Raw genomic sequence first — 16323 nt, 5'->3', positions numbered from 1 at the left:
CGCCGGGCAGCCCGTTCTGCCCGCGCAACTCAATTCTGCAAACGAAGGAGATCCCCATGCGTGACGAGCTTGGTTGCCGTGACAACCTGGAAGCCGGTGGCAAGACGTTCGGCTTTTACAGCCTGAAGAAGCTGGCCGAGAAGCACAACTCGGTCGAACGCCTGCCTTATTCGCTCAAGATTCTGCTGGAGAACCTGCTTCGGCACGAGGACGGCAGCAACATCACCGAAAAAGACATTGCCGGCCTGGCCAACTGGGATCCCAAGGCCGAACCCGACACCGAGATCTCCTTCACCCCGGCCCGGGTCGTCCTGCAGGACTTCACCGGCGTCCCCGCCATCGTCGACCTGGCCGCCATGCGCGATGCCATGAAGGAACTCGGTGGCAACCCCAACCGCATCAATCCGCTGTCACCGGCCGAACTGGTGATCGACCACTCGGTTCAGGTCGACAACTACGGCCGCGCCGATGCGCTGGATCTCAACAACCGCATCGAGTTCGAACGCAACAAGGAACGCTATGCCTTCCTGCGCTGGGGCCAGGGTGCGTTCGACAACTTCAAGGTCGTGCCGCCGAATACCGGTATCGTCCACCAGGTCAACCTCGAGCATCTTTCGCGCGTGGTATTCGGCGAGGACGTCGACGGTGAAGCGATGGCCTGGCCCGACACCGTGGTCGGCACCGATTCGCACACCACCATGATCAACGGCCTGGGCATCCTCGGCTGGGGCGTGGGCGGCATCGAGGCCGAAGCCGCCATGCTCGGTCAGCCCATTTCCATGCTGATCCCGCAGGTCATCGGATTCAAGCTCAACGGCAAGCTGCCCGAAGGCACTACCGCCACCGACCTGGTGCTGACCATCACCGAGATACTGCGCAAGAAGGGAGTGGTCGGAAAGTTCGTCGAGTTCTACGGCGATGGCCTCTCGCACCTGCCGCTGGCCGACCGCGCCACCATCGGCAACATGTCCCCCGAATTCGGTTCCACCTGCGCGATCTTCCCGATCGATTCGGAAACCATTCGCTACCTGAAGCTGTCCGGTCGTTCCGAGGAACGCCTGGCCCTGGTTGAGGAATATGCCAGGGCCCAGGGCATGTGGCGCGATGACGGCGATGCCGATCCGGTCTATACCGACGTACTGGAGCTTGATCTGGACGAGGTCGTACCCAGCCTGGCCGGACCCAAGCGCCCGCAGGACCGCGTCCTGCTCAGTGAGGCCAAGAACGAGTTCCTGGCACAGTGCGCCAAGATGACCGCCGATCGCGACAGCGGGAAGAACGGCGAGATCGCTCGCTTCAAGAGCGAGGGTGGCAGTACCGCCGTGGGTGCAACCGAGGCAGCCGGTGCGGCGGAAGTCGAGTACAAGGACCAGACCTTCGTACTGCAAGACGGTGCCGTGGTCATCGCGGCCATCACCTCATGCACGAATACATCCAACCCGGCCGTTATGCTGGGTGCGGCGCTGCTGGCCCGCAATGCCCGCAAAAAGGGCCTGAACGTCAAGCCCTGGGTCAAGACATCGCTGGCACCGGGCTCCAAGGTCGTCACCGACTACCTCGAGTCGGCCGGCTTGGTCGACGATCTTGAAGCCCTGGGCTTCTACACCGTCGGCTACGGCTGCACGACCTGCATCGGCAACTCCGGCCCGCTGCCCGAACCCATCGACGAGGCCATTCGTCATCACGAACTGGTTGCCTGCTCGGTACTCTCGGGTAACCGCAACTTCGAGGGTCGCATCCACCCCGAGGTCAAGATGAACTACCTGGCCTCGCCGCCGCTGGTGGTGGCTTATGCCATTGCCGGGCGCATGGATGCCGACCTGGTCAACGACCCGCTGGGCGAGGATCCGGACGGCAATCCGGTGTATCTCAAGGACATCTGGCCCGACGAGCACGAGCTGCACGACTTCATCCGAGACAATATCTCCTCGGAGATGTTCGCCAAGAACTACAAGAGCGTGTTCGAGGGCGACGAGCGCTGGAAGCAGATGGACACGCCCACCGGCGAAATGTTTGCCTGGGACGATGGCTCCACTTACGTGCAGAACCCGCCCTACTTCGAGGGCATGAGTATGGATCTGCCCGAGATTGGCGATATCGAGGGCGCCCGCGTGCTGGCGAAGCTGGGCGATTCGGTGACCACCGACCACATCTCGCCGGCCGGCGCCATCAAGGCAGATTCGCCAGCCGGCCAGTACCTGCAGGAGCACGGCGTCAAGCCAACGGAATTCAATTCCTACGGATCGCGTCGTGGCAACCACGAGGTAATGATGCGCGGCACTTTCGCAAACGTGCGCATTCGCAACGAGATCGCACCGGGTACCGAAGGTGGTTTCACGACCTACTTCGGCAACGGCGAGGTCATGCCGATCTACGATGCGGCCATGAAGTACCGTGACGACAACACCCCGCTGGTAGTGATCGCCGGCAAGGAATACGGTTCGGGTTCGTCGCGCGACTGGGCGGCCAAGGGCACGCGCCTGCTCGGCATCAAGGCCGTGATCACCGAAAGCTTCGAGCGCATTCACCGCTCCAACTTGGTTGGCATGGGGGTCCTGCCGCTGAACTTCATGAACGGCGACACGCCGGAAAGCCTTGGGCTTGACGGCACCGAGACCTTCGATATCAAGGGTCTGGGCGACGGCACGGCGAAGGAAGTCAGCGTCACTGCCACCAAGGAAGACGGCAGCAAGGTGGAATTCACCGCCCGCGTGCGCCTGGATACCCCCAAGGAAGTCGAGTACTACCGTCACGGCGGCATCCTGCACTACGTGCTGCGCCAGATGGCCGGCGGCGACCCGGGCGAATCAGCCAAGGCTGCCTGATCCCGTAGCACCGCGGGCACTCACTGCCCGACACTTGCGAAAAAGGCCCGCTACTGGCGGGCCTTTTTCATTGCCTGGCCTGCATTTGACACTCGGGCTTCAAGTGATTGCGACTTCGTAGCCGTCCTCAAGGCGGGGAGGCTGATACTTATGGTGGCTTTGAAGCCAGTCTCAAGATGGGACCTGGCGGGTTAGGTGGCTTCGAGGCCGGCCTCCGGCGGGAGGATTCGCTTCAGTTCGACGCGGTGGCGAGGCCTTCAGCGAATCCTCCCGCCGGAGGCCGGCAATGCGCAGTGGTTCTTCGAGCTCTCGGGGCTTGCGGCTGGGGCTGCTCATTGTTCTTCCAGGTTCAGATACACCGGGAGCTCGTAATTGCGGCGGCGGCGGAAGATGAGCTGGGTTTCGATATGGGCGACCTTGGGGCGCTCCGGTGTCGAAACGAGCCAGCCGCTGGTCCAGCGCCAACGCTTCACCGATCAGCGCCTGAATTGACTACTTGCGACCACCAAAGTAATATTGACTGACATTCGTTACTACCGCTATTCGTGAACAATATTTCAGTCAAAGTATCTGCGGACCTGCAAAGAAAGCTGGCGCTGACAGCCCGCAAGACCCAACTCAGCCAATCCGAGTTGATTCGGCGTGCGTTGACGCAGTATCTGGATGAGCAGACTCAGGGGAGCGACCACCATTCCGCCGGTGATCTGGCCGGTGATCTAGCCGGTTGCATACATGGCGGCCCTCCCGACCTGTCCTGCAACCCCGAATACCTCGACGACTTCGGCCACCAGTGAAACCCCGCATCCTGCTTGACACCGGCCCATTGGTGGCTTTTCTGCACGCTGGCGATACATATCATGAATGGGCACGCGAACAGTTCAGCCAGCTTGAAGCACCGCTACTCACCTGCGAGGCGGTGATTGCAGAGAGTTGCCACCTGTTGCGCAGGATTCCGAATGCACCCCATCGGGTGCTGGAGCTGATTCAACGAGGCAGCATAGAAATCGCCCTGTCGCTTCAGCAAGAGAATGCGGCGATCACAAGCCTGCTACGCCGTTATGACGATCGACCTGCTTCTTTGGCCGATATCTGCCTGGTTCGGCTGAGCGAAATCCACGACCCATCGATCGTCCTTACCCTGGATTCGGATTTCTACGTCTACAGAAGACTCGGACGGAAGACCATCCCGGTGCTGCACCCTGACCAGACCTAGGGAGATGAGTGCGGTGGCTTCGAGGCCGGCCTCCATCGGGAGAATTTGCTTCAGTTCAACGCGGTGGCGAGGCCTTCAGCGAATCCTCCCGATGGAGGCCGGCAGGGTGCGGCATTGTTTTGGATCTTGGGGCTTGCGGCAGGGGCGGCCTATTGCTCCTCCACGTCCAGGTACACCGGCAGTTCGTAATTTCGCCGGTGGCGGAAGATGAGCTGGGTTTCGATGTGGGCGACCTCGGGGCGCTCGGTGAATGCCGATAGCGCCAGTTCGCGCAGGTGGGCCGAATCGCTCACCGCCACGTGCACCAGGTAGTCGTTGGCACCGGCGACGTGGAATATAGTCACCACCTCGCTCAGAGACTCGAGATGGCGCTCGAAGGATTCCACCTCGCCCCGCGCATGGCGGGCCAGGCGCACCGCCACCATGGCCTGTAAGCCGATACCCAGGGCATCCGGATTGATATCGGCGTGATACCCGGTCAGCACCCTGGACATGCGCAACCGCCGCACCCGCTCCAGGCAACTCGACGGCGCCAGGCCGACCTGGGCCGCCAGTTCCTTGTTCGATAACCGAGCATTCTTCCGTAGCAGGCGAATGATCTCTATATCTTTTGAATCTAGTTCCCTAAAGTTTGGCATCACTAAAATATTATTCGGCCATACACCTTATGGCCTAATATGATTCTAAAATGGCCCTCAAGTCAACCCTTGGGAGAGGAGTCACTCATGGATAAACTGAACCACACGATGGGCGTACACGCCGGGCGCGAGGACCTGCGCGAGCTGGGCGTCCACGCGCTGCCGCTTGACATGTCCACCACCTACCCGGTAGCCAGCCTGGAACAAGGGACGCAAAGCCTGGATGAGCTGGTCGCCGGCAAGAGCGAGGCCGACAATCCGGTTTATGCGCGCCTGTTCAATCCGGGTGTGGCCCGCTACGAGAAGGCCCTGGCCGCGGCCGAGGGCGCGCAAGCCGCCGTGGCTTTCAGTTCGGGCATGGCCGCGCTGACTGCCGCGGTTCTGGCCACGCGCGAGCGCGGCAATCACATCGTGGCGGTGCGCCCCATTTACGGCACCACCGATCACCTGCTCACCAGCGGCCTGCTGGGCAACGACATCAGTTGGGTGGAGCCGCACGCGATTGCCGATGCGGTTCGCGATGACACAGCATTCGTCCTGATCGAAACGCCGGGCAACCCCACGCTGGAGCTGATCGACATCGCCGATGTCGTCGCCCAGTCGGGAGATGTTCCGGTCATCGTGGATTCGACATTCGCCACGCCGGTGCTGCAGCGCCCGATCGAACACGGCGCGGCCATGGTGATGCACAGCGCGACCAAGTTTCTAGGCGGCCACGGGGATGTCATCGCCGGCATCATGGCCTGTTCCGAGGAATGGGCGGCAAAACTCCGCCAAGTGCGCGTTGCCACCGGCGCCCTGCTCCACCCCTGGGCGGCCTACCTGCTGCACCGCAGCCTGCCCACGCTCAAGCTGCGCATCGAGCGCGCCCAGGCCGTGGCCGGCGAACTGGTCAGGCGTCTGGCCGACGACCCCCGTGTCGAGCGGGTGTATTACCCAGGTCTGGACGACCAAGATGGCAAGGACCTGCTTGAACGCCAGATGGACGGGCCGGGTTGTGTCCTGTCGTTCGACGTGGTCGGGGGCTACGCCAATGCCGCCGAGGTCATTTCACGCGTCAGGCTGATGACGCCGGCGGTCAGCCTCGGATCGGTCGACACGCTGATTCAGCACCCGGCGGGGCTGACCCACCGGGTGGTTGACGAGAATGATCGTGCCGATTGTGGTATTCGGGAAGGGTTGCTACGTCTGTCGGTCGGCCTGGAAGAAGTCGAGGACCTGTGGGCCGACCTCGACCAGGCGCTTTCGGCTGCCGGGCAGAACCGCTCACAGGCGGCCTGATCGAACGCGAACCAGAACAGAGGCGCCGGATCAGGGCAATCCGTCCGGCGCCCACTGGTCCATCATCTTGCGCTGCGCCGACTCCAGGCGGGTCGCCATCAGGTAGGAAAACAGCTTCAGCAGCGCATACCCGAATTCCGGGTCTTCCTCGCAGTGTTCGAGAATGGCCTTCCCGTCGAAATCCAGCACTCGCGTGGGCTCGAGCGCACGGGCGTTGAAGTGCCACTTGTAGGGCCGGATCAACCATGACCAGCCAAAGATCTGGCCGGACCCCAGTTGCGTGATCTCCAGCTTCGGCCCGGCAATCGCCGGAATTTCCACGCCCAGCGCTCCTTCGAGCAGCAGGTAGAAGCGATCGGCCCGATCGCCCTGGCGAGCAACCAGCTGATCGACATCGAACCGGGTTTCAACGGCATGCCGGGCCAGCCAGTTGAGATGATCTTCGGACAGACCTGTGAAAAACGGCTGCTCCGACAGGTGTTTGGCGATTTCTGAATGATGCATGCTCGACTCCGTGCTCCGGTTGCGATCCAGTATTCAAGACTGCGAACAGGATAGCATTGACCGCGGTCAAATCCGATAGCCGACGAAGTTCGGCCGAGTCAAGCCGCTCCGATCAATCCGGTAGCGCATACTGAAGCCCAAAGCACTGGAGCCACCGATGCGAAGATAAGTTGTTCACAAAGTCGAAGAATAGAAGCCCAAACAGGTTGATAAGTTCGGCTTGGGATGACTCCAAACAGAACTATTCCCATGTGCAACTTGTCCAGCCCGCACCAAGACCAATCATGAAAGCTGCCTCAAGATAAATCCAGCACCGGCTCTAACGCAACTCCAGGAAAACATTTCGTAGTGCACGCTTAAGTGGATACAACCCTATCTCGATCATTGAGCCGTTCATTAACCCGGCACGAATGAAGATCACATTCGTACCGGGCTAATAGCACTAGCTATGGCTATTGACATTCCCACATCACAACACAGGATCGGCGCTCACCACACCCCACCTACGGAACGGGCGGGCGTTGTCGTCCGCCCGTTCCTATTCAGCATGGACTCCATTGAACTATCGTCGGACTGTCCGTATATCCTGAGCCAGAAAATTTGCGCCCGAATCTACAGCAGCATCCTTTCAGCAAACACGACACTGAAGATCTGCGCTGATGTCCGTTGCGGGACACCCGGAGTCTGCAGACACCAGGATATGAGGGCGCACTTTCCTTAACACGAAATCTCACCAGTAGCCACACTCTCGTAGCCCTTTGAATCGATGACCTCGACCATCGCCCAACCGCATGCGGCATTCAGGATAAGAGTGGTGTCATTATTCAAAAGGAAGTAGCTGTACGACGCATCCCAATCGAAGGAGTACTGGCCTATGCCGCCCAGAACCGTTGCATCGCACTGAGATCGACCGCGGCCAATGTAGAAGCAATCGAGAGACACGTGGGGTGGATTCAGGGAATATAGGAGATGATTCGGAGAACCACTACGAATGCCGGTCAACTTACCCTTGGTCGCATTCAAATCGAGTAATTCAGCAACTTCGAAAGGCATCAGGGTCGGATCTTCTTCGAGATACAGCGCCGCAACTCCGGCAACATGAGGCGCTGCCATTGATGTCCCGCTGATCGAATTAACCGCAGTGTTGCCGGTATGCCATGCAGAAGCGATATTCACTCCTGGAGCAAAAATATCAACACATGAACCCCAATTCGAAAAAGATGCTCGAACATCATTGACTGCGCTGGCACCAACAGCATAGGAATGCTGAGCCCGTGCCGGCGACCGGTTGCAAGCAGACTGATTTGTGTTGCCGGCCGAAACGGCGTAGAACACGCCCGAGAATACCGAGTCATTCACAGCGTTGTCTAACGAACTATTTGTGGAAAGCCCCAAACTCATATTTGCTACCGCACGTCCCGAGTGATCGCTGGTCACGAAATCTACGCCGGCCAAAACATCTGAAAGCGAGCCATCACCGTCGCAGTCAAGTACGCGTACTGAATGCAGCGTTGCATTCTTCGCCACCCCGTATGTCGTGCCGCCTGCAGTACCTGCTACGTGGGTGCCGTGACCATTGCAGTCTTCAGTTCCGAGGCCATCATTGAATGTAGTGAAGGCCGACACAACTCGTCCGGCTATATCCTGGTGCGTGGAGCGAATACCGGTATCCAGAATGTAGATATCAACTCCTGAGCCATCGGAGTAGTACCTGTATTGATTATCCAAGGGGAGCGAACGTTGATCGATCCGGTCAAGTCCTGAGGTTGTCGGCGTTTGCACCGATTGATCGATTGAGACCACTTGGTCAGCTTCAATGAAAGCCACGCGCGGATTACTCAACAGCTTTTGCGCCGCACGCTCGGGTGCCCTTATCGCAAAACCATTAAGCGCATATTGATACCTATGCAGGATCTCACCTCCCACATTGCGAGCCATTTCTTGCACTTCTTGGCTAGCAACAAAATCATCCCACTCCAAGACGACTATGAACTGGTCACTTATTCGCTTGGAACTATCCAGCCCACGAATCTCCGGCATACCGTCAGGCGTAGTCGGCATCCCTGAGCTTGCACCGCCAGCCAAAACAACAGCGAAAACCACAAGCAACAGAACAGAAGTTGACTTATTCATCGGTTTCTCCCAAATTCGCATGAAGGCGAGAGACCAAATAGGCCCCGTGCCGGAAGTCCCAAGTCAAAGTCAATTTGGACAGCATAACCCCACCGCATCGGGATACAGGGTGAGACCGAAATGATCGCCGCTCCACATTGGCTGGGCAGGTGCCTTTTGTCCACGGGACTGTACCAAGCAATGTTGGTTCATAAATTTGGCCCATACCACGCCACATAGGGACCGAATATCTGAGCGGTATCGCAACCTCATGGTTGGAGCTCCAACTGCCTAGACTGGTTGTTAACTTTCGCCCCTTGTCTTGTAGACTACTTTTCTTCTTTTGCCGTGTCAATTGTCTGCGCTAATGGCATCTCCCCATCATTCATGCCGCTACCGGTGCCATCCTGTGCGAGTCGACATATAGATCAGTGACCAGTGGTGGAACCGCATTCGATTGCCTTGCTTGTTGTCGCTAACAGAGATGGCGAACCGGTCGCCCCCGGCAAACAAGCAGCCCAACCCTATCCATTTACTGCCCTGAACAAGAAGCGCGGCAGTTTTCATTACGCACTTCTATGGAAAACCGCGCACCTGTTCACTCCTGCCCCGTAGAATTGACTGCCACGATCCTCGCTCTTTGGAGCATCATCCCAGTTCAGGTCACAGAGGTCAGGTGCCAAAGTGCTCTCCAAGCGCAGATTCGGTCTCGGGCAATGAAACTGCACCGGGTTTCGCAACTGCCGACGTTGACTGTCAGCTGAGGAAACGTGGTACGCTGCACCACATACGCACCCGTATGTTAGCTTCGAAACACCGGATCCTCAGAATGCCGTTTCAACCTTTGCCAGGGGCGCCACAATGACCCGCTACACCCCGCCGATCGAGGACTTCAATTTTCTGCTCAGGCGTTTCCTGCCGCTTGAGGGCTGCGACCTACCCTCGCTCCAGGCACTGGATGCAGAAACCATGGAAGCGGTGCTGGAGGAAGGAGCGCGCTTCTGCGAAACCGTGCTGCATCCCCTCAACGGGCCGGGTGACCTGGAGGGCTGTCGCTTCGCCGACGGCCAGGTCAGCACGCCCGCCGGGTTCCGGGAGGCCTACCAGACCTACTGCGAAGCCGGCTGGCCCGGCCTGACCTCCAGCCCCGACTATGGTGGCCAGGGCCTGCCCTACGTGCTAGGCCTGGCCATGGCCGAGATGATCACCGCGTCCAATACCTCCTGGGGCATGTATCCGGCTCTTTCACACGGCGCCTGGGAGGCTCTGAATCGTCATGGCAGCCAGGAACAGAAGGACCTCTACCTGCCGAAGATGATTTCCGGCGAGTGGACCGGCACCATGAACCTGACCGAATCGCACTGCGGGACCGACCTGGGGCTGATTCGCACGCGCGCCGAACCGGTCGACGACGGCAGCTACCGGATCTCTGGCACCAAGATCTGGATATCGGCCGGCGAGCACGACATGGCCGACAACATCATCCACATGGTGCTCGCCCGCCTGCCCGACGCGCCCGAGGGCACGCGCGGCATCAGTCTGTTCATCGTGCCCAAGTTTCTGGTCAACGAGGACAGCAGCCTGGGCGACCGCAACGGTGTACGCTGTGGCGGCATCGACCACAAGATGGGCATCAAGGCATCGGCCACCTGCGAAATGATCTACGACAACGCCACCGGCTACCTGGTGGGCGAGGCGCATCGCGGCCTGGCCTACATGTTCACCATGATGAATGCCGCCCGCCTCGAAACGGGAATCCAGGGGCTGGGGCTGGCCTCGGTGGCCTACCAGAACGCGGCCGAGTTCGCCCGCGAAAGACTGCAGGGTCGCAGTCTGGACGGAGCGAAGCAGCCGGACAAGCCGGCCGACCCCATCATCGTCCACCCGGATGTTCGGCGGATGCTGATGACCTCGCGCGCCTTCATCGAGGGGGCTCGTGCCATCGGTCTGTATACGGCCCTGCAACTGGAAACACAGCTTTCGCATCCCGACGAGGCGGCCCGGGAGAAGGCAGGCCACTGGGTGGCCTTGATGACCCCCATCATCAAGGCCTGGTTCACCGACATGGGGTTCGAGGTCACCAGTCTGGGCGTGCAGGTACACGGGGGTGCCGGCTACATTGTCGACACCGGAGTCGAGCAGTTCATGCGTGATGCCCGCATCACCCGCATTTACGAAGGCACCAATGGCATCCAGGCGCTGGACCTGGTCGGGCGCAAGCTGGTCGCCGACAGCGGCAAGACCATCCAGTCGTTCTTCGAAACCGCCGGAGCGCTGGTGGCCGAGGCATCGGGCGAAGAAGCCATGAACGAGTTCATTGAGCCGCTGAGCCAGGCCCTGGAACGACTGAAGAACACCACGGCCTGGGTCTATCAGCAAATGGCCTCCAATCCACTGGAAGCCGGCGCTGCATCGGTCGACTACCTGAACCAGTTTGCCCTGACCGCCATGGCCTGGTCGTGGGCCGGTCAGGCGCGCATCGCGCTGAGCGGGATCGAGGACGGAACCGGCAATGAGCGTTTCCTGAGAACCAAGCTCGATACCGCACGCTTCTTCATGCAGCGCATGCTGCCCGACACGGTGTCTCTGGACCAGAAAATCCGTGCCGGCGCCGCTCCGATCATGGCCCTGGACGCCGAGACTTTCTGAGTCCCGACCCTGATTGCCGTCGGCCGCTGGCCGACGGCATGCATTTCGACTCGCCTTCTGCCACAATCTCGCCTTCTGCCAGACTCCAACACAATCGGGTTTCGAGGGAGATCAAGCCACATGTCAAAGCCTTTCAGGGTTCCGCATACGCTGGTGCTGATGTTTGCCATGATGATCGTGGCGTTGGTGCTGACCTGGATCCTGCCAGCCGGCAGCTTCGATACTGAAGTCAACGAGGCGGGTCACGAAGTGGTTGTTCCGGGCACGTTCGAAACCATGGAAGAAGACGCGCCCACCTTGTCGCCCTGGTCTCTTTTCACGGTGGTGCCGCGGGCACTGGCCGATGCCCAGGGCATCATCTTCTTTGTGCTCATCATTGGTGGTGCGCTGGCCGTGGTTCGCCAGACCGGCGCCATCGACGCCCTACTCGCCCGCATCATCAAGCGTTTCGGCAACCTACCCGCTGCACTCATCCTGGTCGGCATGCTCGCCTTCGGCATCGCCTCGGCCACGCTGGGCATGGCGGAGGAATACATCCCCTTCGCTGCCATATTGATTGCCCTTTGCGTCGCCATGCGCATGGACACGGTGACTGCCATCGGCATCATGGTGGTCGGCTATGGCATCGGCTATGGCGTAGCCGTGATCAACCCGTTCACCCTGCTGGTGGCCCAGGAGGTGGCCGAGCTGCAGCCCGGTTCAGGCATGTGGTACCGGTTCCTGTTATGGGTGCCCTTCTTCGCCGTCGGCTTTCACCATGTCTGGCGCTACGCGCGCCGGGTGCAAACCGACCCGTCCAGCAGCCTGGTCGCCGACGTACCATCCGCCCAGCCGCCGCAACCGACCGAACAGCCGCCACTCGACGGCCGCCGCCAACTGGTGCTGCTGGCCACGCTGGGTGCTCTGGTGGCCCTGGTCATCGGTATTGCCATGCACGGTTGGTACCTAAGGGAACTGGGGGCCGTATTCCTGGTCCTGGCCATCGTCGCCGGACTACTGGGCGGCCTCCGGCTCGACGGCATCGCGGACTCATTCACCCGAGGTGCGGCCGAACTGGCCGGCACGGCCATCCTGATCGGCTTTGCCCGCTCCATTGCCCTGCTACTCGAAGACGGCCTGGTGCTGCACACCATCGTCAATGCCCTGGCCACCCCCCTGTCCATGGTGCCGGCGGAGTTGTCGGCCGTGGGCATGCTGTTCATTCAGAGCGTGCTCAACCTGTTCATACCCTCTGGCAGCGGCCAGGCCTTCGTGACCATGCCGCTGATGGCGCCGATCGGCGACCTGGTGGGTGTGACTCGCCAGGTCTCGGTGCTGGCCTTCCAGTTCGGCGACGGCTTCATGAACATGATCGTGCCGACCAACCCGGTGCTGATGGGCATCATCGGCCTGGCCGGCATCCCCTACGATCGCTGGTTCCGCTTCATGTTTCCGTTGATCGTGAAACTGTTCGCGGTGGGTGCGCTGGCGTTGATAGTGGCGGTTTGGGTGGGGTACGCCTGAGCGGGTAGTGTGAAGTGGGAAGTGGGAAGTGTTAGGTGTTAGGTGTTAAGTGGCAAGGGTGTGCATCAATGGGCGTTGCCTTTCTCATAACACATAACACCCATTTCCCAACCTGACCCGGATGGCAACTGGCTTCGTGTCCCCCCACGACGCCCCGTTACGCCCGCCCCTTCACACTTAACACTTAACACTTAACACTCACCCTCTTCAGTCGACGTAGAGCGAACTCACCGACTCCCCTTCCGCCATGCGGCGGATGGTTTCGGCCAGCATCTGGGCGACCGACAGTTGACGGATGCGGCCGCAGTCGCGGGCTTCGGGGCTTAGCGGGATGGTGTCGGTGACCACGATCTCGTCGATGCGCGAGTTGGTGATGTTGTCGATGGCCCGTCCGGAGAGAATCGGGTGGACGCAGTAGGCCACGACCTTGCGGGCACCCTTTTCTTTCAGTGCACCGGCAGCCGAACACAAGGTGCCGGCCGTGTCGATCATGTCGTCGACCAGTACGCAGATCTTGTCATCCACATCACCGATCAGGTTCATGACTGTCGCCTCGTTGGCGCGCGGACGGCGCTTGTCGATGATGGCCAGTTCGGCATCGAGCCGCTTGGCAATGGCCCGGGCACGAACCACGCCGCCGACATCGGGTGAGACCACGACAATCTCGTCGGAGGTGTAGTGTTTCCAGATATCGGCCAGGGTCAGGGGCGAGGCATAGACATTGTCGACCGGCACATCGAAAAAGCCCTGGATCTGGTCGGCATGCAGGTCCACGGTGACGACACGGTCGGTTCCGGCCACACTGATCATGCGGGCGGCGACCTTGGCAGTGATCGGTACGCGCGAGGAGCGCGGACGACGGTCCTGACGGGCATAGCCGAAATACGGGATGATGGCCGTGATGCGGGCCGCGGAGGCGCGTGCCAGGGCGTCGATCATCACCAGCAGTTCCATGAAGTTCTCAGACGCTGGCTGACAGGTGGGCTGGATCAGGTAGACGTCGCGACCGCGGACATTCTCCATGATCTCGACCATGACTTCGCCGTCGCTGAAGCGACCGACGTTGGCTCGGCCCATGGGTACACCGAGATTTTCGGCAATGGACTGGGCAAGATCCGGGTTGGCATTCCCGGTAAAAACCATCAGCGAGGAATGAGACAAGAGCGCACCCGTTGTGATCTGGACGTGGCAAGAAAATGGCAGGGACGGCAGGACTCGAACCTGCGAATGCGGGGATCAAAACCCCGTGCCTTAACCAACTTGGCGACGTCCCTGCAGTAAATCGGTCGGGCCTGAGTTGCGTCAGTGCGTCCGGCACCGGCGCGCCCGGGGCGGTAATTATAACGATTTTGGGCTTCAGTGCCAGACCGAAGCGGAAAACCCCGGCTCAATGTCCTCGCGCGACTTCAGTTTCCAGTCTCGCAGTACCAGCCGCACCCGGTAGGGCGGGCTTTCGGCCTCGAGTCGAGCCGGCATCAGGCGGCCTTCGATCTCCACGAAGTGCTGGTAGGACAGATCCCAGGGCTCGAATCGCACCCGCTCCAGGGTGCCATCGTGAGCAAAGCGAACCTCGCCCAGCTCCTCACTGACCAGTCCGCGGATCCAGTCCGACAGTTCAACCACCGGAATCCTCCAGCCCACGGCCGACTCGACCAGGGCGTTGGGATCGGGGCCGACCAGATACCTCACATCGGTTCCTTCCAGCTCGGCATGCCCGGGTTCGAATTGCAGCAGCCACTGTCGGCCACCGGTAACGGTTCGCAGATGCACGCGATGGCGCTCACCCTCGGCCTGCCATTCAAAGGAAATCTGTCCGCCACGCTGACCGTCCCGGATCGCGGCACGTCCGCTGACCGACCAGACCGGATGCTCGTCGAACCAGGCGGCGCGCTCTTCCATCCAGGTGCCGGCCGGTCGCTGCTCGCGTACGGCACAGGCCGACACCAGAGCGGCAACGGCCAGCAGCAGCAACATTCGTTGGCCCCAGCGACCTGCTGTCACGGCATCAGCTCCAGCCGCTTGAGCGTATCGACCAGATAATTGTCATCGGGCCATTCATCGATGGCCCGGTCGCGCAGCTCGAGTGCTTCGTCGGTGCGATCAAGCGTCCACAGCACCTCGATCAGGTGGGCCGCGATTTCAGGGTTGTCTTCCCCCTCGAAGGCGCGCTCCAGGTAGGGCAAAGCGCGTTGGGGCTGATCCAGTCGGAAATACACCCACCCCATTGAATCTAGGATAGCCGGCTCATCAGGCTCGAGCTCCAGCGCCCGGCGGATCAGGCGCAACGCTTCCTGGTGACGGTCGGTGCGGTCGGTGAGTGTGTAACCCAGCGCATTGAGCGCCATGGCATTGTCACCATCGATCTGAATGATGCGCCGAAAATCCTGCTCGGCCAATTCGAGATCGTCGGCATAAACCGCCATCAGGCCGCGCGCGTACAGCATCTCGATATGGTTGGGAGTTTCGCGCAATGCCTGGCCCAGCACATTGATGGCTTCCTCGTAGTCTTCGGCCTTGCGCAGAAACTCGGCCTCGACCAGCCAGGCCTGTTCGGCCATGTCATGGTCATCGGACTGACGAACCTCGGCAAACAACGCCCGGGCGGCTGGCAAGTCACCAACTCGCGCCTTGACCACGCCCCGACGCAGACGGGCACGCTCTTGAGCCGGGCCGCCATCAACCCTGCCGTACCACTCCAGCGCTTCCTCATCGAGCTCCAGCATCTCGGCGAGTCGACCGGTCAGAAAGGCATGCCGATAGGGTTCGGCCGGATCGTCGATGGCGGCCAGCCGCTGCCACTCGGCCTTGGCCGCGTCATTCTTGTCCAGGTAGGCCAGGTACAGGCCGCGGGTGTAGAGAATCTCTCCGTCGGCCGGCATGTCTTCGAGCATCACGAGCGCTTCCTCGCTGCGTTCGAGCTGACGCAGGACTTCGGCCTCGGCCAGGGCAAGAGACACATCGTCGGGTGCACCCTCTCTGGCCTCGCGGTAAGACTGCAACGCCAGCTCCAGGTCCTCCAGCTCGGCGGCCAGCTGCGCCACCCAGACGTGATGCCGGCGCTCGCCATTGCCCTCGGTGGCCTTCTGTGCCAATTCCAGCGCGCGCTCGGTATCCCCCAGCTGCCACAACAGAACACTCTGGCTGTGCAGGACATCGACCGACTCCGCATCGTCGCTGTCGGCAATCAGCCGGTCCATGACATCGAGTGCCAACGCCTCGCTTTCAGTGGCCGAGAGCAGCACGGTGGCCCTGCGCCAGCCCTCACGCCTGTCTTCATGGTCGCTCAGCAAGGTTCTCAGGCCGGCTTCGGCCTCTTCGACATGCCCGGTGTTGAGCCAGGCCAGAATGCGGATCTGACGGGCATCGAGGCTGTCGGGGTCAAGCTCCAGCCAGCGCTCGCTGCCGGCCAGGGCCATTTCCCACTCACCCATGCGGGCGGCCAGCCGGGCCACCTGCTGTGCCATTTCCTCGTCCTCGGTCAGCCTGGCCGCTTCCAGGTACTGCTCCAGGGCATCCCGGTACTCACCGATGCGAGCCAGGCGCTCGGCGGCCATGACATGAAACTGCACCTCCGGATCGGCTTCCTCCAAGTCAGATT

General features: G+C 60.8%; 13 protein-coding genes and 1 tRNA gene. 6 read left to right on the top strand and 8 right to left on the bottom strand.

Annotation, left to right across the window (positions count from 1 at the left end; all coding sequences use genetic code 11):
* Window positions 1-56 precede the first annotated feature (56 nt).
* Window positions 57-2825: an aconitate hydratase AcnA gene (gene acnA, locus IC757_RS07195; protein ID WP_190976663.1), complete on the top strand. Its 2769-nt coding sequence runs from the start codon at window positions 57-59 to the stop codon at window positions 2823-2825.
* 332 nt (window positions 2826-3157) lie between these two features.
* On the opposite strand, the gene IC757_RS07190 is transcribed toward acnA, so the two are convergent.
* Entirely contained in the window at window positions 3158-3298 is a 141-nt protein-coding gene (locus IC757_RS07190; protein WP_190976662.1) for a hypothetical protein, read from the bottom strand.
* 72 nt (window positions 3299-3370) lie between these two features.
* Here IC757_RS07190 and IC757_RS07185 point away from each other — a divergent pair, with 72 nt between their 5' ends.
* Both IC757_RS07185 and IC757_RS07180 read left to right on the top strand, forming a co-directional pair.
* Window positions 3371-3619, top strand: a complete 249-nt coding sequence (locus tag IC757_RS07185) for a ribbon-helix-helix domain-containing protein (RefSeq protein ID WP_190976661.1) — start codon at window positions 3371-3373, stop codon at window positions 3617-3619.
* Entirely contained in the window at window positions 3616-4038 is a 423-nt protein-coding gene (locus tag IC757_RS07180; RefSeq protein ID WP_190976660.1) for a type II toxin-antitoxin system VapC family toxin, read from the top strand. The genes IC757_RS07185 and IC757_RS07180 overlap by 4 nt, the downstream gene beginning before the upstream one ends.
* A gap of 149 nt (window positions 4039-4187) precedes the next feature.
* Here the strand turns inward: IC757_RS07180 and IC757_RS07175 are convergent, their stop codons facing one another.
* Window positions 4188-4676 (bottom strand): Lrp/AsnC family transcriptional regulator, encoded by a 489-nt coding sequence (locus IC757_RS07175; protein WP_190976659.1) that lies wholly within the window; start codon window positions 4674-4676, stop codon window positions 4188-4190.
* An 87-nt stretch (window positions 4677-4763) separates the two neighbouring features.
* Between IC757_RS07175 and IC757_RS07170 the strand changes: the two genes are divergently transcribed.
* Window positions 4764-5957, top strand: coding sequence for a trans-sulfuration enzyme family protein (locus tag IC757_RS07170; RefSeq protein WP_190976658.1), 1194 nt, complete (start codon window positions 4764-4766; stop codon window positions 5955-5957).
* Window positions 5958-5987: 30 nt separating this feature from the next.
* Here the strand turns inward: IC757_RS07170 and IC757_RS07165 are convergent, their stop codons facing one another.
* Both IC757_RS07165 and IC757_RS07160 read right to left on the bottom strand, forming a co-directional pair.
* On the bottom strand, window positions 5988-6461 hold the full coding sequence (locus IC757_RS07165; RefSeq protein ID WP_190976657.1) for a Crp/Fnr family transcriptional regulator: 474 nt from the start codon (window positions 6459-6461) through the stop codon (window positions 5988-5990).
* Between the two features lie 717 nt (window positions 6462-7178).
* Complete coding sequence (locus tag IC757_RS07160; protein WP_190976656.1) at window positions 7179-8594, bottom strand: S8 family peptidase; 1416 nt, start codon at window positions 8592-8594, stop codon at window positions 7179-7181.
* A gap of 840 nt (window positions 8595-9434) precedes the next feature.
* Here IC757_RS07160 and IC757_RS07155 point away from each other — a divergent pair.
* The gene (locus IC757_RS07155) at window positions 9435-11222 is read left to right on the top strand and encodes an acyl-CoA dehydrogenase C-terminal domain-containing protein (protein ID WP_190976655.1); all 1788 of its coding nucleotides are present in this window, start codon (window positions 9435-9437) and stop codon (window positions 11220-11222) included.
* A gap of 120 nt (window positions 11223-11342) precedes the next feature.
* A complete protein-coding gene (locus IC757_RS07150) occupies window positions 11343-12725 on the top strand; it encodes a YfcC family protein (protein ID WP_190976654.1) in 1383 nt (460 codons plus the stop codon).
* Window positions 12726-12932: 207 nt separating this feature from the next.
* Here the strand turns inward: IC757_RS07150 and IC757_RS07145 are convergent, their stop codons facing one another.
* From IC757_RS07145 to IC757_RS07130, 4 genes are all read right to left on the bottom strand, one after another.
* On the bottom strand, window positions 12933-13868 hold the full coding sequence (locus tag IC757_RS07145; protein ID WP_190976967.1) for a ribose-phosphate diphosphokinase: 936 nt from the start codon (window positions 13866-13868) through the stop codon (window positions 12933-12935).
* 54 nt (window positions 13869-13922) lie between these two features.
* Window positions 13923-13999: transfer RNA gene (locus IC757_RS07140), tRNA-Gln, on the bottom strand.
* Window positions 14000-14081: 82 nt separating this feature from the next.
* Window positions 14082-14726, bottom strand: coding sequence for a lipoprotein insertase outer membrane protein LolB (gene lolB, locus IC757_RS07135; RefSeq protein ID WP_190976653.1), 645 nt, complete (start codon window positions 14724-14726; stop codon window positions 14082-14084).
* Window positions 14723-16315 (bottom strand): tetratricopeptide repeat protein, encoded by a 1593-nt coding sequence (locus IC757_RS07130; RefSeq protein WP_190976652.1) that lies wholly within the window; start codon window positions 16313-16315, stop codon window positions 14723-14725. Before IC757_RS07130 ends, lolB begins: the two co-directional genes overlap by 4 nt.
* Between the last annotated feature and the right edge of the window lie 8 nt (window positions 16316-16323).

The sequence above is a fragment of the Wenzhouxiangella sp. AB-CW3 genome (genome assembly GCF_014725735.1).
GTDB lineage: Bacteria > Pseudomonadota > Gammaproteobacteria > Xanthomonadales > Wenzhouxiangellaceae > Wenzhouxiangella.
This window is presented reverse-complemented; position numbering and strand designations above follow the sequence as displayed.